15 protein-coding genes are annotated in these 21,654 nt (G+C 45.0%); 7 read left to right on the plus strand and 8 right to left on the minus strand.

Annotated elements, in window-relative coordinates; genetic code table 11:
* Positions 1-56 precede the first annotated feature (56 nt).
* The gene (locus LAY41_RS26440) at positions 57-830 is read left to right on the plus strand and encodes a hypothetical protein (RefSeq protein ID WP_249104647.1); all 774 of its coding nucleotides are present in this window, start codon (positions 57-59) and stop codon (positions 828-830) included.
* A 287-nt stretch (positions 831-1,117) separates the two neighbouring features.
* Positions 1,118-1,816: a polysaccharide deacetylase family protein gene (locus LAY41_RS26445; protein WP_249104649.1), complete on the plus strand. Its 699-nt coding sequence runs from the start codon at positions 1,118-1,120 to the stop codon at positions 1,814-1,816.
* A 367-nt stretch (positions 1,817-2,183) separates the two neighbouring features.
* On the opposite strand, the gene LAY41_RS26450 is transcribed toward LAY41_RS26445, so the two are convergent.
* Complete coding sequence (locus LAY41_RS26450; protein WP_249104652.1) at positions 2,184-2,330, minus strand: hypothetical protein; 147 nt, start codon at positions 2,328-2,330, stop codon at positions 2,184-2,186.
* Between the two features lie 384 nt (positions 2,331-2,714).
* On the opposite strand from LAY41_RS26450, the gene rpoD reads away from it, so the two are divergent.
* Positions 2,715-3,839, plus strand: coding sequence for an RNA polymerase sigma factor RpoD (rpoD, locus tag LAY41_RS26455; protein WP_249064764.1), 1,125 nt, complete (start codon positions 2,715-2,717; stop codon positions 3,837-3,839).
* Positions 3,840-4,102: 263 nt separating this feature from the next.
* Here rpoD and LAY41_RS26460 read toward each other — a convergent pair whose 3' ends face one another.
* Positions 4,103-4,255, minus strand: coding sequence for a chlorophyll a/b-binding protein (locus tag LAY41_RS26460; RefSeq protein WP_249064765.1), 153 nt, complete (start codon positions 4,253-4,255; stop codon positions 4,103-4,105).
* Between the two features lie 473 nt (positions 4,256-4,728).
* On the opposite strand from LAY41_RS26460, the gene LAY41_RS26465 reads away from it, so the two are divergent.
* Entirely contained in the window at positions 4,729-10,569 is a 5,841-nt protein-coding gene (locus LAY41_RS26465; protein ID WP_249104654.1) for a trifunctional serine/threonine-protein kinase/ATP-binding protein/sensor histidine kinase, read from the plus strand.
* Positions 10,570-10,603: 34 nt separating this feature from the next.
* Here LAY41_RS26465 and LAY41_RS26470 read toward each other — a convergent pair whose 3' ends face one another.
* The 3 genes from LAY41_RS26470 to LAY41_RS26480 all read right to left on the minus strand — a co-directional run bounded on the left by LAY41_RS26470 (position 10,604) and on the right by LAY41_RS26480 (position 12,517).
* Complete coding sequence (locus LAY41_RS26470) at positions 10,604-10,840, minus strand: hypothetical protein (RefSeq protein WP_249104656.1); 237 nt, start codon at positions 10,838-10,840, stop codon at positions 10,604-10,606.
* Complete coding sequence (locus LAY41_RS26475; protein ID WP_249104658.1) at positions 10,833-11,024, minus strand: hypothetical protein; 192 nt, start codon at positions 11,022-11,024, stop codon at positions 10,833-10,835. Before LAY41_RS26475 ends, LAY41_RS26470 begins: the two co-directional genes overlap by 8 nt.
* A 155-nt stretch (positions 11,025-11,179) precedes the next feature.
* Positions 11,180-12,517, minus strand: coding sequence for an ABC transporter ATP-binding protein (locus LAY41_RS26480; RefSeq protein WP_338023059.1), 1,338 nt, complete (start codon positions 12,515-12,517; stop codon positions 11,180-11,182).
* 97 nt (positions 12,518-12,614) lie between these two features.
* Between LAY41_RS26480 and LAY41_RS26485 the strand changes: the two genes are divergently transcribed.
* Complete coding sequence (locus LAY41_RS26485; protein WP_249104660.1) at positions 12,615-13,880, plus strand: FAD-dependent oxidoreductase; 1,266 nt, start codon at positions 12,615-12,617, stop codon at positions 13,878-13,880.
* Positions 13,881-14,052: 172 nt separating this feature from the next.
* Here LAY41_RS26485 and LAY41_RS26490 read toward each other — a convergent pair whose 3' ends face one another.
* Genes LAY41_RS26490 through LAY41_RS26500 form a run of 3 tightly spaced genes read right to left on the minus strand, consistent with a single transcriptional unit; the run spans position 14,053 to position 18,836 of the window.
* Positions 14,053-15,558, minus strand: coding sequence for a Fic family protein (locus LAY41_RS26490; RefSeq protein WP_249104662.1), 1,506 nt, complete (start codon positions 15,556-15,558; stop codon positions 14,053-14,055).
* A 10-nt stretch (positions 15,559-15,568) separates the two neighbouring features.
* Complete coding sequence (locus tag LAY41_RS26495; RefSeq protein ID WP_249104663.1) at positions 15,569-16,234, minus strand: metallophosphoesterase family protein; 666 nt, start codon at positions 16,232-16,234, stop codon at positions 15,569-15,571.
* Positions 16,235-16,286: 52 nt separating this feature from the next.
* A complete protein-coding gene (locus LAY41_RS26500) occupies positions 16,287-18,836 on the minus strand; it encodes a DNA gyrase/topoisomerase IV subunit A (RefSeq protein WP_249104665.1) in 2,550 nt (849 codons plus the stop codon).
* A 256-nt stretch (positions 18,837-19,092) separates the two neighbouring features.
* On the opposite strand from LAY41_RS26500, the gene LAY41_RS26505 reads away from it, so the two are divergent.
* Together LAY41_RS26505 and LAY41_RS26510 are read left to right on the plus strand one after the other, a co-directional pair.
* On the plus strand, positions 19,093-19,491 hold the full coding sequence (locus LAY41_RS26505; RefSeq protein ID WP_249104667.1) for a response regulator: 399 nt from the start codon (positions 19,093-19,095) through the stop codon (positions 19,489-19,491).
* A 647-nt stretch (positions 19,492-20,138) separates the two neighbouring features.
* Positions 20,139-21,359 (plus strand): RNA-guided endonuclease InsQ/TnpB family protein, encoded by a 1,221-nt coding sequence (locus LAY41_RS26510; RefSeq protein WP_249104668.1) that lies wholly within the window; start codon positions 20,139-20,141, stop codon positions 21,357-21,359.
* Positions 21,360-21,654 lie beyond the last annotated feature (295 nt).

A 21,654-nucleotide genomic window follows, 5' to 3' on the forward strand; every position in this document is an offset into this window, starting at 1 on the left:
AGAGATGTGGATAATCCATATTTTTAGATACTATTCACCGTTAACAGGTAAGCAACGTGGCACAGGCTTCGTCTTGGTGGCAGCAACTCGTCAACCAGATACCGGGCTCGTCGCTTCCAGAATTCAAAAGTAGAGCCTTCAAATCGCTTTCTGGTAAGTATTTCGGGCATCTGGGACTCTGGCTTTCCGGCTTGACTGTAGCGATCGTCATGCTGTTTTGGAACTGGAAGCTTTTATTAGCTACTAGCGTCGGCGTGCTGGTAATGTGGTTGGTCTATCGGCTGCAAGTGTTGGACTGGCAGCTGTATTGGTCAAACCTGCGTCGGTTCTTTGGAGGAGCGAATCGCCAGTTAACTATAGCAGTCGGCAGTGGCGGACTTGCTACCCTCAGCACTTATACGGCAATCTCGATCGGAGTTGACACCGATAGTCCCTGGATCGCTGGTGGTGCGATGCTGCAAGGCTTAGGTACGCTGGCAATCTTGGTATTGCTGGTTTGGCAAATTGTTGGACGGCGAGCTTTTCGAGATGAGGCAAAGCTCGATCGGATGCTGGCTTCCCTGACGGATGCTGACCCCCTCAAGCGTCTGATTGCTGTTCGACATCTGACGCGATTCGGCACAAAATATGACTCTTCTGAGCAGAATGCGATCGCTGACTACTTTCGCTTGATGCTCTCTCAAGAGTCAGAAGCGCTGATTCGGGATGCGGTTCTTGATGGCTTACAGGCATTCGATAATCTTCAAAAGCTGGCAGGTGGCGACCCTCCCTTCTCAATGCCACTAGATGTAAAGCGTTCTGCCGCTAAGTCACGCCGCCGTATTCCCTGAAATTTTTAATTTTTTGTTTATAGCAACCGCTAGGGCGGTTAGGACATTCTTAATTCCTGAAACCCTAGCCCCTGCCCCGTTCGGCTGAGCGTTCGACTGAGCGTTCGACTGAGCGTTCACGCCGAAGTCGCTCACGCCGAAGTCGCTCACGTCGAAGCCTGAGCGCGAGCCGAACGTCTCACGTCGAAGCCTAGCAAGAAAGTCCCTAGCTATACCTTGTTTAAAATCGCGATAGTGAAAATTCACAGCAAACCTATAGAAACTGAAGTAATGTCTAAAAAAAGCTGATGCAGTTGGCCCCCCTTTATCCTTTTGTGTACCGAATTCTCAAACCTGCCTTTCCCAGCTGTCTTTGGGCTGGAACTGTTACCCAACCCAGCGTAGCCCTCACTTTTGATGATGGCCCTCACCCAAAATACACACCGCAATTATTGGAAGTTTTAGACCGCTACAACATAACAGCCAGTTTCTTTTGGTTGGGTGCCTGCGTTAACCGGGCACCAGATGTTGCTAAAGAGGTTTATCGCCGAGGCCACTGGATTGGTTTGCACGGTTACGATCATCGCGTTTTTCCCAGTCTCTCTCCTGACGAATTCAGGTGGAGTTTACAACAAACCCAAATTGCGATCGCCAACGCCTGCGGACTAGATTTACAGGATGTATACAAGTCTGTCCGAGATGTTCGACCTCCCAACGGCGTATTTACGCCTCAGACCTTGAAATACTTGCACCAGTGGAACTATCGCCCCGTTATGTGGAGTGTTGTACCCGAAGATTGGGTGCGACCTGGAGTCTCAGTAGTGGTGCAGCGCGTGAGAAAGCAAGTTTGCAACGGTTCGGTGATTGTGTTGCACGATGGCGCTTGCGGTGGGCAAGATTGCGCCCAAACCACTGCCCAGATTGTTGAGAGTCTGCTACAACAAGGGCTGAAATTTGTTACAGTCGATCGGCTTTGGCAGCAAACCAACTACCCCCGCCCCGGATAAGCTACGGACTTTAGTAGTAGAAATGTTAATTTCTCAACCCCGATCGCTCCCATATCACAGATTAGTTCATTAGAATGTCAGATGAGTACTTCAGCCATTTGTCAAGTCAATCTGGACTGAAACGTATTAGTTTAACCTGAAATCTCTCCCCAAAGGCTTGGGTGGAATTGAAATTCATCCACGTCACTACTGCGATGCCAAAGCTTTTCAGGCGCTCTTTTAACCAGCTTGAGCCTGCTTACCAGGCAAATATCTAGTTAAACCAGCCGATCCTAAGCAGCAGTCAACTGCAATGCAGTCAAAAAAGGGGAAAAATACCAGCAAACTGAACTAACTTGACCGAAGGCGAATGATACTCACAATTAATTCAAGGAAATCGACAAAAGATGGGTGCAACAATCTTTTCAGCCTTACTCGCAATAAAACGGACAACAAGTAAGTCCAACCAATTCTCTCGAATTCGATCGGGACGGTTCGCCTGAACTTTCCCTTTCTTATCAACCGCAGGTCGCATTATCCAGCTTTTTTGAGATTATGCCACTGTTAAGCATCGCAAGCCAAAAGCCTGTGGTGCAAAAGCGGAATTTTTGATGATTTTCCAGCTTGATGCAGAGGATGAATTAATCGCGTGGATTATATGAAAAACTGCGTGCAATTTTTGTGAGAAAGGCTACAATCGGAAAGATCTTTGCAAGATGCAACGGCAAAGTTATCTACTGCGCTTCCACTTAAGCAATCTCTTTTGCTGCGAAGCTCAGTGTTTTTCCCCTAGCCAGTCAACCATCGATCGAGTATTAAATACTTGTCAGGTGTACCCCTGGCTAGAAAATAGCGATGTCGATACATCACCATTTTTAGTTGTTGATTTGTTAACCCAAAGGAGCATGAGGAACGCGGCATGACCCAGGCTAGCAACGTATTGGAAACCCTCGATCAGCCTGTTAATGATTTTGAACTCTTATTGTTAGAGGACGAAACAGATCGAGACGATTTTTTAGAGGTTTCAACGGAAGAAGACGACGGGAAGCCTGGTAAGGTTCGCACTACCCGTCGTCGAGTTCAAGCCAAGAAGAAGCACTATACAGAAGACTCTATTCGTCTCTACTTGCAAGAAATTGGTCGGATTAGACTCTTGCGGGCGGATGAAGAGATTGAACTGGCACGCAAAATAGCAGATTTACTGGAATTGGAACGCATACGGGAGCAACTTTCCAGCCAGCTAGAACGAGATCCGCACGATAGCGAATGGGCCCAAGCGGTTAGTATGCCGTTACCAGCGTTTCGTCATCGCCTCCATCTGGGTAGGCGGGCGAAGGACAAAATGGTGCAATCCAATCTTCGTTTGGTAGTTTCGATCGCGAAAAAATACATGAATCGGGGGCTGTCATTCCAGGATTTGATCCAGGAAGGCAGCCTCGGTTTAATTCGGGCGGCAGAAAAGTTCGATCACGAAAAAGGCTATAAATTTTCCACCTACGCAACTTGGTGGATTCGTCAGGCGATTACGCGGGCCATAGCCGATCAGTCTCGCACCATCCGCCTGCCTGTTCATCTCTACGAAACCATATCTCGGATTAAGAAAACTACCAAGTTACTTTCCCAAGAAATGGGTCGCAAACCCACTGAAGAAGAAATCGCTACTCGCATGGAAATGACCATTGAGAAGTTGCGGTTCATTGCTAAATCAGCTCAGCTGCCTATTTCTTTAGAAACGCCTATTGGTAAAGAGGAAGATTCTCGACTCGGCGACTTTATTGAATCCGATGGCGAAACTCCAGAAGACCAGGTATCAAAAAATCTTTTGAGAGAAGATTTGGAAAGTGTCCTTGACACCTTGAGCCCCCGCGAACGCGATGTTTTGCGTCTGCGCTATGGTTTGGATGATGGACGTATGAAGACTCTGGAGGAAATAGGCCAGATTTTCAACGTCACTCGCGAACGAATTCGCCAAATCGAAGCTAAGGCTCTCCGCAAATTGCGCCATCCCAACCGCAATAGTATTCTCAAAGAATATATTCGGTAGCAAGCAATCTGCTGTCAATCTCAGGCTCCGATAAGTCGCTGTTATCGGAGTTTTTTTATTGTGTATTTTATCTGCGTTTATCTGCGTTTACATATAGCGCTGCGCGAATACATTAGGACAGTATTAAACGCTTAAAGCAAGGCGGGGACTGTGTTTGTACTCAGCACTCAGCACTCAGCACTCAGCACTCAGCACTTTGCTATACCTTAGAAACCGGGTTTCTTGGAGAAACCCGGTTTCTGCGCGGCAAAAGAAATGGGAAATTAGATGAGTCCTAAAAAGTGCAGCACACCTTGGCCGGTGACGAATTCAGTAATCAATGCGGCGACAAAGCCAATCATGGCTAGACGACCGTTCAAATTTTCGGCTCCAGGAGTAAAGCCAAACTTTACATCGTTCCGATTTTGACCTTGCATAGTCCGATCTCCGTTTGGTAACTTTTTGTAACCTCTATGTAAATTAATATAACTAGAACTTGGCAAAAATGCAAGTATCTGCATAAGTCGGTGCTGGGTCTGCCTTGTGGGAGATAGGTTGGAATATATACTGCAAAGCGATCGCGCTGTGGTCAAAACCAGAAACTTTCGGTTCTTCCCTTGTCAAATATGCTGTAGTAGGGGTACGGCATAATTAAAATCTTAGTATGACCGACATATTGATGATGCTGTGCTACTACAAAATGAACAGGAGCTGTAGTAGGGGTACGGCATAATTAAAATCTTAGTATGACCGACATATTGATGATGCTGTGCTACTACTATTGCACAGGCCCGATCGCAATTCTATAAAAAGGGCGGTGAATAAATTCTTTGTGACATTTGTTATGGATTTTTTCTAGGTTTTGTGATATAGCTGAATAAATAAGATTTTGATTTAATTAAACAAAATTATGATAACGCTTCCAGGCTATCAAGTTTTGGCAGAAGTCGATGAAAGCGTCAATTCAATTGTGTATCGTGGGATACGCGATCGCGACAACCTACCCGTTATTCTCAAAGTTCTCAAAAAAGAATATCCAACTCCAGACGAAATACGCAGATACAAACAAGAATATGAAATTATCAGTCACCTGAACATAGATGGCGTTGTCAGAGGTTATGACTTGCAGAAATATGAGAACACTCCCGTCATTATCCTGGAGGATTTCGGGGGAGAATCCTTAAAAAAATTGATGGCAAGTGTGACCTTTACGCTTTCCGAAAGTCTCCAGATAGCCATCAAGATTACTTTGTGTTTAGGTCAACTGCATCAGCAGAATATCATCCATAAAGATATCAATCCAGCAAATATTGTTTTTAACTTAGAAAGCGGGATTATCAAACTAATCGATTTTGATATTTCCACAGTATTGACGCGGGAAAATTCTATCATTAAAAATCCCAATGTTTTGGAAGGAACTTTAGCTTATATATCGCCAGAGCAAACTGGCAGAATGAATCGATCGCTCGATTACCACACAGATTATTACTCTCTGGGTGTTACCTTTTACGAACTGTTTACAGGACAACTGCCTTGTTATGCTAATGATGCGATCGAATTGGTACACTGTCACATCGCCAAACAGCCAGTACCTCCCTGCGAAGTAAATACAGAAATTCCCAAAGCAGTTTCGGATATTGTTATGAAACTGTTAGAGAAAACTGCCGAAGACAGATATCAAAGCGCTTACGGATTAAAGGCAGATTTAGAAGAATGTTTGGCTCAATTACAACGTAACGGTAATATATCCGATTTCCCAATTGGGAGAAAAGATATTTCTGACAAGTTTCAAATTCCTCAAAAGATATATGGTAGAGAGTCAGAAATTGAGGGTTTAATCAAGACATTTGAACGAGTTATTCAAGGCAGCAGCGAGATGATGCTGGTATCCGGTTATTCCGGCATTGGCAAGACGTCTTTAGTGCAGGAAATTTATAAACCCATTACCAAGCAACGTGGGTATTTCATTGCGGGTAAATTCGACCAGTTTCAGCGAAACATTCCCTACAGCGCTATAGTCAGCGCCTTCTCTGATTTGGTGCGGCAACTTTTAACCGAAAGCGAAGCGCAACTTGGCGGATGGCGAGACAAGCTAAAAGCTGCCTTGGGCGCAAACGGTCAAGTAGTTATCGATTTAATTCCCGAAGTAGAACTGATTGTTGGAAAGCAACAATCAGCGGTAACTTTGCCACCAACAGAAGCTCAAAATCGCTTGAAGTTGGTATTTCAAAACTTTATTAGCGTGTTTGCCAAGGTAGAACATCCTCTAGTAATTTTTCTGGACGATTTACAGTGGGCTGATGCGGCTAGTTTGAAATTGATCGAATTGCTGATGACAACAGCTACAACAGGACTATTTGTAATTGGGGCGTATCGGGATAACGAAGTGAGTGCGGTTCATCCGTTGATGTTGACGTTGGATGAGATTCAAAAAGTAGGAGCAATTGTAAATCATATATTCCTTGAAGCTTTGGATTTGGCAAATGTTAATCTGTTAATTTCAGATACGCTTCACTGCACACCAGAAAGTTCGCTCCCCTTGGCAGAATTAGTGCTGGAACGGACTAAAGGAAATCCATTTTTTACAAATGAATTTTTGAAATCGCTTTATGCGGAAAATCTGATAAAATTTGACTATCAGCAGGGCGGTTGGCTGTGGTCTATAGAGGGGATTGCGGCGCGAGGATTTACTGATAATGTTGTGGAACTGCTGGCAGAGAAGATTCAAAAATTGCCAGATACTACACAACAAGCGTTGCAACTGGCAGCTTGTGTTGGCAATCAATTTGATTTGGATAAGTTGGCAAACGTTTATAAAAAATCTCCGCAAGAAACAGCAGCGGATTTGCGGGAAGCTGTTGCGGAAGGGCTAATATTGCCTCTTGGCAATAGTGGGAATGTGGAATTAGTTCTCATCTATAGAGAATCCTTCAATGACTCATTACCGATTACCCATTACCGATTACCAGAATACAAGTTTGCACACGATCGCATTCAGCAAGCCGCATATTCCCTGATTCCCACATCCAGTAAGCAAGCTTTTCACTGGCGAATAGGTCAACTGCTGCTGCAAAATACTCCTTCCTCTCAGAGAGAACAGAAAATTTTCGATATTGTCAATCAACTTAATTTCGGTATCGAATTAATTGATGTTCAGTCAGAACGAGACGAACTAGCCGAATTAAATTTAATTGCTGGCAAGAAAGCTAAGGCATCAGCAGCGTACCTCCCAGCGTTCGATTATCTCAAAGTTGGCATAAAACTGCTTAACCCCCCGCACAAAGAAACCAAAGAAACCGGGTTTCTGGGTTCTGCGAAGTCTAGTTGGGAAACGCAGTATAATCTGACGCTGGCGCTGTATGTGGAAGCAGCAGAGGCAGCGTACCTCAGCGGTAATTTTGAGGAGATGACTCGACTAACTGAGGTGGTGCTGCAAGAAGCGCAGGTGCTACTGGATAAAGTGAAAATATATGAAGTAAAAATTCAAGCTTGTATAGCGCAAAACAAATTACTGGAAGCGATAAAAACAGCGCTACAAGTTCTGAAGTTGTTGGGAGTGAGGTTACCTGAAAAACCGAAGAAATTAAATATTTTGCTGGCATTGTTGGGAACAAGGTTAGCTTTAGTAGGGAAAAGAATCGACGACTTAATAGAACTGCCGATAATGACCGATCCCATCAAGTTAGCGGCAATGCGTATCTTATCCAGTATAGTTACTGCTACCTATTTTGCAGTTCCCGAACTGATGCCGCTGATTGTGTTTAAACAAGTCAATTTATCACTAAAACACGGTAATGCTTCTGAGTCTTGCTATGCTTATGCCGTTTATGGGTTAATTTTGTCTGGGGTAGTGGGAGACATCGATTCTGGTTATCAATTTGGACAACTGGCTTTAAATTTGGTGTCGCGATTGAATGCTAAAAATGTCAAAGCTAGGACGTTTAATGTAATTCATGGCGCTGTCTATCATTGGAAAGAACATCTTAATAGTTCATTAAAACATTTATTAGAAGCTTATCAAAGCGGACTGGAAACCGGAGATTTAGAATATGCTACATATTCGGTATGTTGCTACTCATATTATTCATATTTCCTTGGTAAGGAGCTAACAAATATTGAACATGATATGGCGTCCTATAGTAAAATCATAAGTCAGTTAAAACAGGAAACAGCACTTCATTACATTCAAATATATCACCAGGCAACCTTAAACTTGCTAGGGCGTTCTGAAAATCCTTGTCGTTTAGCTGGTGAATCGTATGTCGAGGAGACTATGCTACCACTTCATCAGCAAGCTAACAATCGAACTGCAATTTACTTCTTATATATAAACAAACTTAGGCTCTCTTATCTGTTCCACGAGTACGCTGAAGCTGTTGAAAATTCAGCTATAGTCGAAAAGCATTTAGACGCTGTGGCGGGACTGCCTGAAGTTCCTTTATTCCATTTTTATGATTCTCTAGCTCGGCTGGCGGTGTTTCATAATTTCGAGAAGCCGGAACAAAAGCGTATCCTGTCTAAAGTAACAGCCAATCAGAAAAAGATGAAGAAATGGGCGCATCATTGCACGATGAATTATTTGCATAAATTTTATTTGGTGGAGGCAGAACGGTATCGAGTCATCGGTGAAGATGCGAATGCAAGGGATTTGTACGATCGCGCTATTTCCATCGCCAAAGAAAACGAATTCATCAACGAAGAAGCATTAGCTAACGAACTAGCAGCTAAATTTTATTTATTGCGAAATAAAATTAAACTCGCCCAATTTTATATGCAGGAAGCCCGTTATTGCTATCTCAGATGGGGTGCAATTGCTAAGGTCAAGGATTTGGATGCGCGATATTCCCAATTGTTACATAAAAAGTCCGAAATTGCCACAACAGAAACAATTGCCAAGACAACAAATTTTTCAACTACAACTGGAAACAGTAGTTCATCAGCACTGGATTTTTCAACAGTGATGAAAGCATCGCAGTCGATCGCTAGTGAAATTGTGTTGGATAAATTGCTGGCTTCTTTGATGAAAATTCTGATCGAAAACGCGGGAGCTACAAATGGCTTTCTCATCTTGCCTAAAGACGGAAACCTACTAATCGAAGCATCATCAACGGTAGATTCCAAAGAAGTAGCGGTGTTGCAATCTCTGCCAATCGATGCTGGTGATAATTTACCTATAACAGTGATTAATTATGTAGAGAGAACTCGCTCTGATGTGGTTTTAAGTGATGCTGCGTGTGAGGGAGTATTTATCACCGATCCTTATATTGTATCAAATAAATTGAAATCCGTATTATGCACTCCCATTGTTAATCAAGGTAATCTTATTGCTATTCTTTACTTGGAAAACAACTTAACTGACGGGGCATTTACAGCGGATAGATTAGAAGTTTTAAGGTTGCTTTCTTCTCAGGCAGCTATATCGTTAGAAAATGCTCTACTTTATGCCAATCTGGAACAGAAAGTGCAAAAGCGAACGCGGGAATTAAAAGCTAAAGAAGCAAGTCTTGCCGAAGCTCAAAAACTGTCACATCTCGGTAGTTGGGAATTAGATTTAGCCACACAAGAAATTACTTGGACTGAGGAAATGTTCAGAATTCATGGACTTAATCCAAAGCAAGAAAAACCGAATTCCTGGGAATATTTTCAACTGATTTATCCAGATGATAGAAGTTTGGTTGAAAAACGATTAGAAGGGATTATTAATAGAGCGAAAAGTTATGAGATTGAATATCGGCTTTTGGGAACTGATGGTTGCATAAGATATATTTTTGCTAAGACACAGGCGACTTTAAATGAGTCGGGTAAAGTTATTAAGATTTTCGGAACTGTACTGGATATCACGGAACGGAAGTTAGCAGAGATAGCAGTCCAAGAATCTGAAGCACAATTAAGACAAACTCTACAAGAACTTAAACGCACTCAAGCGCAACTAATTCAGACGGAAAAAATGTCCAGTTTGGGGCAGATGGTGGCTGGTGTGGCGCACGAAATTAATAATCCGATTGGCTTTATTTATGGCAATCTCACTCCCGCGTCGCAATACGTTCAAGACTTACTAAGGTTGATTCGTCTTTACCAGGAAAGCTATCCAAATCCCACAGATAAGATATTAGATACTACTGAGGAAATTGACTTAGAATTTCTGGTGGAAGACTTGCAAAAACTGATGAATTCGATGAAAAGCGGGGCCGATCGCATCCGCATTATTGTGCTTGGATTGCGAAATTTCTCGCGGCTGGATGAATCGGATATGAAGCCGGTGGATCTTCACGAAGGTATTGATAGTACTCTGCTAATTTTGCAGCATCGTCTGCACCCTATCCAGGCGGGAATTCCTGAGATTAAGGTGATTAAAGACTATGGAAAACTGCCGCTGGTTACTTGTTACGCTTCTCAGATTAATCAGGTTTTTATGAATATTTTGAATAATGCGATCGATGTACTGAAAGAGGCAGATGAAAAAGATTCTCCAATCCGAAATCCGCAGATTTGCATTCGTACTGAGGTGACTGATTCTGAATGTGTGAAAATCACAATTGCTGATAATGGCCTTGGTATGAGCGAAGATGTTATTAGTAAGATATTTGACCCGTTTTTTACGACGAAACCAGTGGGGAGTGGTACTGGTTTGGGGTTGTCGATTTGCTATCAAATTGTAGTAGAAAAACACGGCGGACAACTAAGTTGTATTTCTGCACTGGGGGAGGGGGCAGAGTTTGCGATCGCTCTTCCGAGCAAACCGAAAAAATAGGATTACCCTCTTTTACCTGACGACTAAAGTTAGTCTATACATTGGATAATAACACCTGTTCTAACAGCCATTTGTTAGAAGTGTTATCCAGCGTTGGAAGCAGGCGAAAGTTAAAATATTCTTCCCATATATCAATCCCATAACGGTTGGCGAAGTCGCTCTCTAGCTGCTGGAAGTGGAAGAAGTTTCGATTGCCGATGGCAGTAAGTAACGAGATTAATTCCGTAATGGGAATTTCGGTAACTAGCCCTGTTAGTTGCGCTTCAGTCATCTTGTTTGCCCTCAAAAATGCAGATTATAGGAAGAATACCGCGTCCGGTGTTGATAATTTCAACAACTCGCTTGCCTTTGCGCTTGGCTATTTTGTAGCAGTTATAGCAACCGATGAGTCGGTTAAGCCATAAATCTGGGCTAGGGGCGAAGCATTCGGGTAGTAAATATAAGGTTTTAACCAATAAATTATATGCCCGAATGCTTCGCCCCTACTGCCCTAATCGACTCTCGTCGGTTGCTATAGTTGTCAAACCCTCGATTTTTACAAGAAACCGGGTTTCTTTGCGTAAGTCCTCAGAGAATAGTGCAATATCTACGTTAAAGCACGCTACAAAAGCTAGCTCGGCCATATCGCTATGCCGGTTTCTGCATCAAATAGATGAATTTTGTCAGGTGCGATCGACAGCCAAAGTGTCTCACCTATCTGTACGGACCGATCGGGTGCAACTCGCACTTGTAAAGTAGAAGAATTGGCAGTCGCTTCTGTGAGATGAACAGATAGAACTGTTTCGTTGCCCAGTGCTTCCACTAGGTCTACTTGAACCTGCAAATTTTTCGGGGCTGGGAGACTTATGCTCAGGTGTTCTGGACGAATACCTAAAGTTAAAGGAGACTTGTCGTACTTTTGTAATGCGCGTTCCCAGATGTCTGGTAAAGTCAGGCGAAACTGGGGATTTGTAATTAATAAAGGAGCTTGAAACTGTACGGTGTGAAAATTCATTGGGGGTGAACCAATGAATTCGGCGACAAATCGGTTGGCTGGATGGTTGTATAGTTCCAAGGGGTGAGCCAATTGCTGGATTTGACCTTGGTTCATGACAGCAATGCGATCGCCCATCGTCATCGCTTCGGTCTGATCGTGGGTAACGTAGATGGTAGTGGTACCTAACTGCCGCTGTAATTTTACTATTTGAGCGCGAGTTTCTGACCTTAATTTGGCATCTAAGTTAGAAAGCGGTTCATCCATCAAAAAAACTTGGGGGTTGCGTGCGATCGCTCTTCCCAAGGCTACCCGCTGTTTTTGTCCCCCAGACAACTGTTTTGGCAATCGGGTGAGCAATGTTTCAATTTGCAGCAACCCAGCGACGAGACGCACCCGCTCATCCACAGCTTTTTCTGCATCAGAGATATAATGCAGTCCTTTCGGGAGCGATCGCGTTATCCCCACCAACATATTCTCCGTCCATATAGGCATTCGATTTTGGATTGCCCCTCTGCCCCTCTGCTCAAGAGCCCCTCTGCTCAAGAGCTCCTCTGCCCCTCTGCCCCTCTGCTCCTCTTCTCCCCCGCCCATCCGCCGCAAACCAAAGGCAATATTGTCATAAACTGTCATGTGGGGATAGAGGGCGTAATTTTGAAACACCATCGCGATGTCTCGTTCCTTGGGGGGCAAGTCGTTGACGAGGCGATCGCCCACCCAAATATTACCGCCAGTCAAATCTTCGAGCCCAGCAATCAAGCGCAGCAGCGTACTTTTACCGCAACCGGATGGCCCCACCAATACCATAAATTCGCCATCTTTCACCGCCAGATTGATGCGCCGCAAGACAGCTTGTTGGGGACTCTTAACTGGAGATTCTCCCGCGATCGAGAGATCCTCTGTTCCCCTGCTGTTTTTCTCGCCCTTGCGGCCTAAAAAGCTTTTGTAAACGTTTTCTAGAACAACCTGTGCCACAGTGATTTCCAGTCTCTTTTTAACTTATAAGCTATCAGGTAATTTGTAAAATGCCGCTGTGCCATCTTGGAAGAAAGCAAGGTAAGGAGCTTTTTCTATGACTGCCGAAGCAACCATAACTCCCAAACTGACCGAGGCGCAAACCGCAGATCGTGAAATTATCGATGTAGTCGAGACAAACTGCTGCATAGTTGGTGGTGGCCCAGCAGGAGTGGTTTTATCGCTTCTCCTGGCGCGTCAAGGCATTTCGGTAATGTTGCTGGAAACGCACAAAGATTTCGATCGCGATTTTCGTGGCGATACGGTTCATCCATCAACTATGGAAATTATGGATGAACTTGGTTTGGCAGAATCCTTACTCCAATTGCCTCACAGTAAAATTCGCACCCTTACCATAACCACGCCTAACGGTTCAACCCAATTCGCTAATTTCGCTCGCCTGAAAACAAAATATCCTTTCATCACGATGATGCCGCAAGCGAAATTTCTGGAGTTCATCGTCGAGGAAGCGAAACATTATCCCAGCTTTCAATTGGTTCTGGGCGCAAATGTGCAAGAGTTAATCGAAGAAAACGGAATAATTAAAGGAGTACGATATCGCGGACATGGCGGTTGGCACGAAGTGAGGGCGCAGCTTACAGTAGGGTCAGACGGTCGCCATTCTCGTCTGCGGCAATTAGCTGGTTTTGAAGCAGTGGGAACTTCGCCGCCGATGGATGTTCTATGGTTCCGTTTACCGCGCTCTTCAGAAGACCCTTCGGGAGGTATGGGTCGCATCGGTAACGGTCATATTGTAGCAATGCTCGATCGCGCTGACCAATGGCAGATAGCTTACGTTATTCCTAAAGGCGGTTATCAGGAAATTCGCGCTGCTGGAATAGAAGCGCTCAGGCAGGGTATTGTTGGGGTAGTGCCGGAATTGAGCGATCGCGTACAATACCTCAAAGATTGGTCGCAAATTGCCTTTCTCTCCGTCGAATCCAGTCGCCTCCCCCGTTGGTATCTTCCCGGACTACTTTTAATTGGAGATGCTGCACACATCATGTCTCCAGTGGGAGGTGTTGGTATCAACTACGCAGTTCAAGATGCTGTTGTCGCGGCAAATGTACTAAGCGAATCACTCAAGCACAATAGTATTCACATCTGGGATTTAGCAGAGGTGCAACGTCAACGCGAATTGCCAATACGGGTTATCCAAGCATTTCAATCTGTAATTCAACAAAATATTTTTGCTCGCGTTCTTAACTCGAACAACTCCAATCAGTCATTTACACCGCCAGCTTTTCTCCGTTTACCAATTCTGCGAGATCTTCCGGCGCGGTTAGTAGCTTTCGGTATTTGGCCAGTTCATGTCAAAACTTAATAGCCGATCGAAAATTATAGCGGTTTTCAGCTGCATGAAGTGTCGTGCAAGAAAGCCAACAAACCCAGGTTTTTCCCTTTCTTCCTCCCCCTCCCCGTCCACGGGGAGGGAGCGGGGGCAAGGGGGGCGGGGTTTTAAATTCGCCCAAAGTATCATAAAGTCGGAGCGGCTGTCAAATATCCTTCCGCCAGTATTCCAATCCAGTTACAATTGCCTCTTCTAACCACTTGCTGAAACGCTCTTGAAGGTGATTAACTTCATCTGCGTATGAGAACTGAAATGGTGATTCAGTCAAAGGCTGAATATCATTAATATTAGCCTCACCCTCTTCGGTTGAATCTTTGCGATAGGCACAAGCCGAACAAACCAATATTCCCAAGTGTTCCCGTCCCAAAACATGAAATGATAACAACATTTCCGTCCGTGATTCCATTTCGATCGCGAGCCGAACCCAACTATTATAGCTTTGAAGGTTGGCAAAATACCGCTGTTTTTTTGCTACCTCTATAATTTGATAACGGTGATAATACGAGCGCTCGTCTGTTGCTGATGCTTTATTAGCGTAGATATTGGCATCCGGGACTACGTTCTGTAGAGCTATTTTGATTTCTGCGGACAGGTATTGAAAACGACGGAATGCCACATCAAATAAAGTAGCGGCGTATTCTTCAGCTTTTTTACATCGCTCCGAAATTGAGGCTGACTGACGTTGTTTTAACGTTTCGGTAATAGATTCTAAGATGCTGCGAGTCTGCCTAGTTTCTGACAAGACTTGGCCTGATAAGCTAAGACTACGAATAAAACCCTGTTTCTGGCTTTCAGCGAACAAATTAATCAAGCTAGAAAGATCGCCTCCATCTGCCTCCTCTAAAGCCGCAATATAAGCAAATCGGTCATCACGAGTTAGTACAAGGGGAAACCAGCCAGCCTGAATAAAAACCAAGCTGCCGAGACAACGGGCGACCCGACCATTCCCATCTTGAAAGGGATGAATTTGTGTGAATCGGTGGTGCAGCCATGCAGCTTCCACTTCCGGCGCAACTTGACTCTGTTGATGTTGATAATGCCATTGGATCAGGTTGTCTATTTCAGAAGCAACCTGCTCAGGTGGAGAATACTCATGGATTTTACCGTCAGGTCGCAAGGGATTATTAGGCCATTTCTTCCACTCACCCCGTAACAATGGTATGCGGATAATTTCGCCCGTTGATGGAACTATAGCCTCAGTTGTTGCTTGATTCCCAGTCAGAACCTGATGCAGTTGCTTGATGTAGAAGCTAGTTAGGGAACGTTGTCCACCCACAAAGTCGAACAATCCTTCAACAGCGGCTTCCTGATCTCGAATTAACGCGATCACTTCTTTGGGAGGTCGATCTGTAGCGCCGTGTGGAATTAAAGCTTCATCAATTCCTTGCTCGATTAAGAGACGGGTAATCCCTCGATCGATCGTATACAAACGCTCGATAATGCCAGTTTCAATGGCGATTTCGCGTCGCATTTTTGCCATGAACGCTTTGAATGCACCAGACTCGCGCAAGCGGTCAGCTTGTTCGTTCCAAACAGTGACTAAGGGCGGCAGTTCTGAACTAGCCATCGCCTGCCAGTTTTGAGGTAAATCGTCAATAGGTTGCCATTCCATCGGTTTAGGATAAGTAATGATAAATTCTTGCTCTATCATCTCAATAACCTTAAATTAAAAATAGCCGTTTCTGACCCGCTTGATTTGCTTGCCAAACTTTGCCACTTGTTACATCCAAACAAGTTAGCCAACCGTTTCCGTAAGCCCAAGTATCGATACCAATAGCATGACCTAGATTGAGCGGAATACCGCTTTCTTGAGTGTCGTGTCCGTAAACCATAGTTTTGCCGGAAAAGTGCGGGGATGGTCGATCGCATAACCCCCAAAACAGCACAAACTCCGGTTGTTCCGCTAGCGGTAAATCTGGATCGGCATCGGCGTGTACGAAAAAATGCGTGTCTGTTTCGTACCAATTTACACACTTATTTTCAAGAAAATCCCAGTGACTTTCGGGGATATCCTGCAAACTTTTGCGATCGCTCTCCAGCGAATAAGACGCAAGCGTTGCCTCTCCACCCCAGGACAGCCACGCTAGCAGCTTCCCATCGGCACGAGAGTTCAGCATAATCTGCTCGTGATTGCCCCGTAGAGGCACAAGTAGCCCCTTCTCGTGCAGTGCAATCAGTCGCTCTATAACGCCTTTAGCATCCGGGCCGTGGTCTACGTAGTCCCCAAGAGTAATAATTCGATCTTCCGGCTGCGGGTTTACGGCAGCGAGGAGGGCATCTAAAGCGATCGAGCAACCGTGAATGTCACCAATGGCAAGGATACGCATAATCAATTTTAGATTTTAGATTTAATTACAATCTAAAATCTAAAATTTGAAATTAGGCAATGACTACGTTGATGACTTTTTCTTCTGGTTTTAGCTGAACGATACGATCGCCCGTTCCATCTTTACCCCAGAACTTCATCCCATCCGCAGCTATTCTCACCACCCGCTGCGTATTCGTCACCACAATCGCTTCAGCTTTCGGCGCAGCCACTACCATCGCAGCCAAAGCGTCCGACTTGCTCGTAAACTGAAGCGCCTGAGTGCCAATATTACCAAGTTGAGATAGTGGCATAGCGCTCACCGGCAGACGTTTGACATACCCCAATTGAGAAACCAGTAAGAGGCTCTGATTTGGCAAAGTCGTACAAGCGCCAACCACCAGCTCGGAACGTCGCAGCCGCAATGCTTGCAGCCCTTGAGCCGTCCGTCCCATCATCGGCAATTGGTCATCATTTACCTGGAGTCGCAATAGGCGTCCGCCGCTAGTCGCCAAAATCACTTCTTCCTTAGCAGCGATGAGATGAGCGTACAATAATTGGTCATCATCCTTTAGCTTCATGAGCGTCACACCGCGACGAGTTAAGTTGGCAAATTCTAAAAGTGCCAAACGCTTGATCCGTCCCTGCTGGGTGAATAGCACCAAACTGCCTTTCTCCAAAGCGTCAGGTAACATAAAGTGGGTTGCCAGCGTTTCTGGAGTTTCCTTAGCTCCCGGTAACAAGGTAACGAGAGGCGTTCCCTTACTTGCGCCAGATGTCGGCGGAATGTCGCCAATTTTAACTGGGTAGGCTTTGCCACTGCTAGTTACTACCACCAAATCTGTTTCAGTGGTAGTTGTCTGAGTCTTGACAACAAAGTCATCATTTGGTTTCAAAGATGCAGATTTATTGCCATTTTTTGACAACCGTCGCACATAGCCTTTATGGGTAAATTCTACGATCGCCTCTTCTGGAGGTGGAGAGGTGAAAAGTGAGGGTTGTTGCGTTTCTGCCTTCTGAGTCTTAGATTTTTCTTTCTTCTCCCGCTCTCCCGCTCTCCCGCTCTCCCGCTCTCCCGCTCTCCCGCTCTCCCGCTCTGCTGGTGTTCCAGGACTAGCTTTAATCCGAGTGCGACGGGGATCGCCGTACTTGCGTTTAAGCGATCGCAAATCCTTTTTGAGAGTTTTGAGGAACTCGCTGCGATCGCTCAACAACCTCTCCAGCTGACTAATCCGATTTGTCAATTCGTCAAACTCTGTCTGCAACTGCTGTCTTTCCAAACCAGTCAGACGTCGCAGCGGCATTGCCAAAATAGCATCAGATTGGCTAGAGCTAAAATTAAACTGACTCTGGAACGTTAGTTTTGCCGTACTCCCATCTGGCGCATTCCTGAGAACTTCAATCACCGCATCCAACTGCTCCAGCGCCCCCATCAACCCTTCCACCAAGTGCAGGCGTTTCTGAGCTTGCGATCGTTCGTAGTTATATTGCCTAGTGAGAGTTTCTTCTCGGAAGCGCAAGAACTCCTGCAATAACTGCCTCAGAGTCAGCTGGCGCGGCTGTCCATCCACCAGCGCTAGCATATTCGCCCCGAAGTTACTGCACAGAGCAGTTTGCTTGTAGAGATGGTCTAAAACCTCTTTGTGGTTGGCATCTCGTTTGATTTCAATTACTACGCGCATCCCTTCGCGATCGCTCTCATCCCGGATATCCGCAATCCCTTCAATTTTTCCATGATTGACCAATTCAGCGATCTTTTCAATCCAGCCCGCCTTATTTACCTGGAAAGGCAACTCTGTAATTACGATCGCCGTCCGGTTTTGAACCTTCGATTTAGAAGATGATCGACGGCTGATTTCCTCAATCTTAACAACTCCCCGCACAGCAATACTGCCCTTGCTGGTGGTATAAGCTTCTCGAATTCCCTCCCTTCCCACGATTTCGCCGCCAGTGGGGAAATCAGGCCCCGGAATCAAATCTAGCAACTTATCTTCTGGCAAATCAGGATTATCAATGAGGGCAATCAAACCATCCACCACTTCCCCCAAGTTGTGCGGCGGTACATTCGTTGCCATTCCCACAGCAATCCCAGCGCAACCGTTGAGTAATAAAATTGGCAGCTGAGCGGGCAATACAACTGGTTCGGCTTGAGAATTATCAAAATTGGGGGTAAAGTCAACCGTAGCCTCCCCAATTTCGCTCAGCAACGCCTCGTGGCCAATGGGCGCGAGGCGCGTTTCCGTGTAACGCATCGCTGCCGGTGGGTCGTTATCTACCGAACCAAAATTGCCGTGACCGCCGAGTAAGGGATATCGACAGGAAAAATCCTGCACCATCCGCACTAGAGCGTCATAAACCGCCTGGTCGCCGTGGGGGTGATATTTCCCCAGGACATCCCCGACCACGCGGGCACACTTGCGGTAGGGGCGGTCTGGCACCAGCCCTAATTCGTGCATCGCATACAATATGCGGCGGTGAACGGGCTTTAAGCCATCGCGAACATCGGGTAATGCCCTCCCAACTATGACACTCATGGCATATTCAAGATATGACCGTTGCATCTCCGTATGCAGGGCAGTGGTAATGACCTGTCCTGTTGAGAGAAGGTTCAGTTGTTTTGCCATGAGTCCGGATTCCTTACTTATGAGTGCAAAAAAATTAGGGGCTAGGGGAAGAGGGGCTAGGGGCTAGGGGGAAGAGGCTAGGGGGAACAGGGAAGAGAGAAGAGGGAAGGGGGAAGAATAAGTTAATAACTTATAACTTTCAACCGTCCCTAGCCCCTAGCCCCTAGCCCCTAGCCCCTTCTTCCATTTTCACAGTAGTATCAAACGGCAGGAGCCTAGACTGCCTTATTCTGAATCAAGCGAACAGGAAAAAGTTATGAGAACCGTTCTGATTGTGGAAGACGACCCGATTAATTTGCGCGTTTTCTCGAAAATTCTGACCAAGCGAGGCGGTTTGGCGGTCAAGGGAACTGAAGATGTGGAAGAGGTGATGCAAATTGCCCAGTCTGGTAAAGCAGACATTATTTTGATGGATGTTTCCCTGCAACACAGCGTCTACCAGGGTAAGGCGGTAGACGGCATCAAGATCGCGCAGATGCTCAAGTCTGACCCCCAAACTGCCAATCTTCCCATTATCCTGGTCACGGCTCACGCGATGGAGGGCGATCGCGAAAACTTTCTCAAGCAAAGTGGTGCCGATGGCTACATTTCTAAGCCAGTGGTCGATCACCAACAGTTCGTGGATCAGATTATGGCACTGCTGCCAAAAGATTAAAAACATAGATACATCCCATTTGCTGTCTTCAGGAGCCTGTCTCGGTTGCAGCACTCTGTGATTACCATTTTTGTTTTGTCTTGGAGTCGTTGCTACCAGGCTTCCTGAGCCAGTGTAATTAGTCGCCTTTTCCGATTTTGGATGCACTTGATGTAAAGATGCAAGGATTTTACTCCTCAAGATTCTGGAACAGAGCTGTGACTCCAAGGCTCTGGATTCTATTTTTAGCCAAAATCAGACACCAACTGAGGGTTTCGATCGCTCCAAACTCCTCTTGAGTACATATGTACTATATTTAGGTGGCGGTAGCAAGCCCGCAGCGGAAGACAGACGAGAGGGGACAAGTGGGAGATTAGAAAAGAGGGTCGTGAAGATGAACGTAAATTATAGCTAGGGACTAGGGACTAGGGACTAGGGACTAGGGTAAGAAAAGTTTATTATCAAGGGTTTGGTGGAATTAAGAATGCCCTAACCGATGAGAGCGGTTGCTATATTATAACGATCTCCCGCGCTAAAACCCACCGCCTTTAGGCGGTGGGTTTTAGCGCGGCCAGCACCTAATGGTGCCGTCAAGATTAAAAGCGAAACCCTTGCGTTTTATGAAATTAGTGTTACTATAACACCCATGATTAGCAGGTCGATAAATCATGTTTGTTTACGAGTTTAAATGTCTGGGGACTACTAGGCAATATCAAGCAGTAGATGAAGCTATCCGCACCTCTCAATTCATCCGAAATAAGTGTTTAAGATACTGGATGGATAATCGTATGGTGAATGGATACGACTTAAATAAGTATACTGCGAGGTTGGCCAAAGAATTCCCTTTTGCAGATCAACTCAACTCGACAGCTAGACAAGCTTCTGCGGAGCGGTGTTGGTCAGGAATTACTAGATTCTTTGAGAACTGCAAAAATAAAATAGCAGGAAAAAAAGGATTCCCCAGATTCAAGAAACATCAACGTTCTGTAGAATACAATAAGTCTGGATGGTCACTATCTGAAGATAAAAAGTTCATCACTTTCACCGACAAGAACAAGATTGGCAAGCTCAAGTTTGTCGGTACTCGCGATTTACACTTCTACCAAAAAACCGAGATTCAGCGAGTTAGATTAATCAAGCGTGCTGATGGCTATTACTGTCAGTTTGTGATTAGCTCAAACCTAGCAACTGAAGAGGATCAGCCCACGGGAAAGTGCATCGGTATAGATATGGGATTAGCTCATTTCTACACCGATAGCAACGGTGAAAAGGCGGAAAATCCTCGTCACCTTAGAAAGTCAGAGAAAAGATTAAAATATCTTCAGTGTCGAGTTTATAAGAAGGTAAAAGGCTCCAAGAATAAAAAGAAAGCGATTAACCAATTAGGTAGAAAACATCTAAAAGTCTCCCGCCAGCGTAAAGACTTTGCGGTGAAATTGGCAAGGTGCGTAATGAAATCTAATGATTTTGTGGCTTACGAAGACTTGAAGATTAAAAACATGGTAAAAAATCACAGTTTAGCTAAATCAATCAGTGATGTATCTTGGGGGATATTCAAGGAGTGGTTACAATACTATGCCTTAAAGTTTGGTAAGGTAGTTGTAGCGGTTTCACCTCACTACACATCCCAAGAATGTTCAAATTGTGGCGCAATAGTGAAGAAAACCCTATCAGTCCGTACCCATATTTGTAAATGTGGGTGTATTTTAGACAGGGACGAAAATGCTGCCATTAACATTCTGATGAAAGCTCTGAAACTGATGGGGTATATAACAAATACGGTAGGGCATACCGAAATTAACGCTTGGGGAGAGAAGACCCTCTACTTGGATCTGGAAACAGTCCTTAAGCAAGGTCGCTCAATGAACCAAGAATCCCACCGCCTTTAGGGGTGGGAGTGTCAAGAAGAACAACTGTCGATTGTCCCGCAATTTTCGCTAAATTGCTAAAAATTCGATTAAAGTTCTCAGAAATATTTAAAGAAACTGTTAAAAACTAAAAATTAGGAACTTAACTGTGACAAAGAAAATATCAAATGGGAATTTTAAACAATAACATTAAATTTGACGCTGCCATCCGAGGTAGCAGCAGCTGGATAAAAACAACAGGTAAGCACCCAAGCGAGAGATGTTGAAGTCGTCTTTGCCGTCAAACAAGGCAGAAATTGCGTTTCACACAAGATGG

Origin of the sequence: Argonema galeatum A003/A1 (assembly GCF_023333595.1) — a bacterium.
GTDB classification, from domain to species: Bacteria; Cyanobacteriota; Cyanobacteriia; order Cyanobacteriales; family Aerosakkonemataceae; genus Argonema; species Argonema galeatum.

Coding starts and splice junctions, on each gene's coding strand:
- LAY41_RS26445 (WP_249104649.1), top strand. CDS start 1,118: ATGCAGTTGGCCCCCCTTTATCCTTTTGTGTACCGAATTCTCAAACCT.
- LAY41_RS26450 (WP_249104652.1), bottom strand. CDS start 2,330: ATGCGACCTGCGGTTGATAAGAAAGGGAAAGTTCAGGCGAACCGTCCC.
- rpoD (WP_249064764.1), top strand. CDS start 2,715: ATGACCCAGGCTAGCAACGTATTGGAAACCCTCGATCAGCCTGTTAAT.
- LAY41_RS26460 (WP_249064765.1), bottom strand. CDS start 4,255: ATGCAAGGTCAAAATCGGAACGATGTAAAGTTTGGCTTTACTCCTGGA.
- LAY41_RS26465 (WP_249104654.1), top strand. CDS start 4,729: ATGATAACGCTTCCAGGCTATCAAGTTTTGGCAGAAGTCGATGAAAGC.
- LAY41_RS26470 (WP_249104656.1), bottom strand. CDS start 10,840: ATGACTGAAGCGCAACTAACAGGGCTAGTTACCGAAATTCCCATTACG.
- LAY41_RS26485 (WP_249104660.1), top strand. CDS start 12,615: ATGACTGCCGAAGCAACCATAACTCCCAAACTGACCGAGGCGCAAACC.
- LAY41_RS26490 (WP_249104662.1), bottom strand. CDS start 15,558: ATGATAGAGCAAGAATTTATCATTACTTATCCTAAACCGATGGAATGG.
- LAY41_RS26495 (WP_249104663.1), bottom strand. CDS start 16,234: ATGCGTATCCTTGCCATTGGTGACATTCACGGTTGCTCGATCGCTTTA.
- LAY41_RS26500 (WP_249104665.1), bottom strand. CDS start 18,836: ATGGCAAAACAACTGAACCTTCTCTCAACAGGACAGGTCATTACCACT.
- LAY41_RS26505 (WP_249104667.1), top strand. CDS start 19,093: ATGAGAACCGTTCTGATTGTGGAAGACGACCCGATTAATTTGCGCGTT.
- LAY41_RS26510 (WP_249104668.1), top strand. CDS start 20,139: ATGTTTGTTTACGAGTTTAAATGTCTGGGGACTACTAGGCAATATCAA.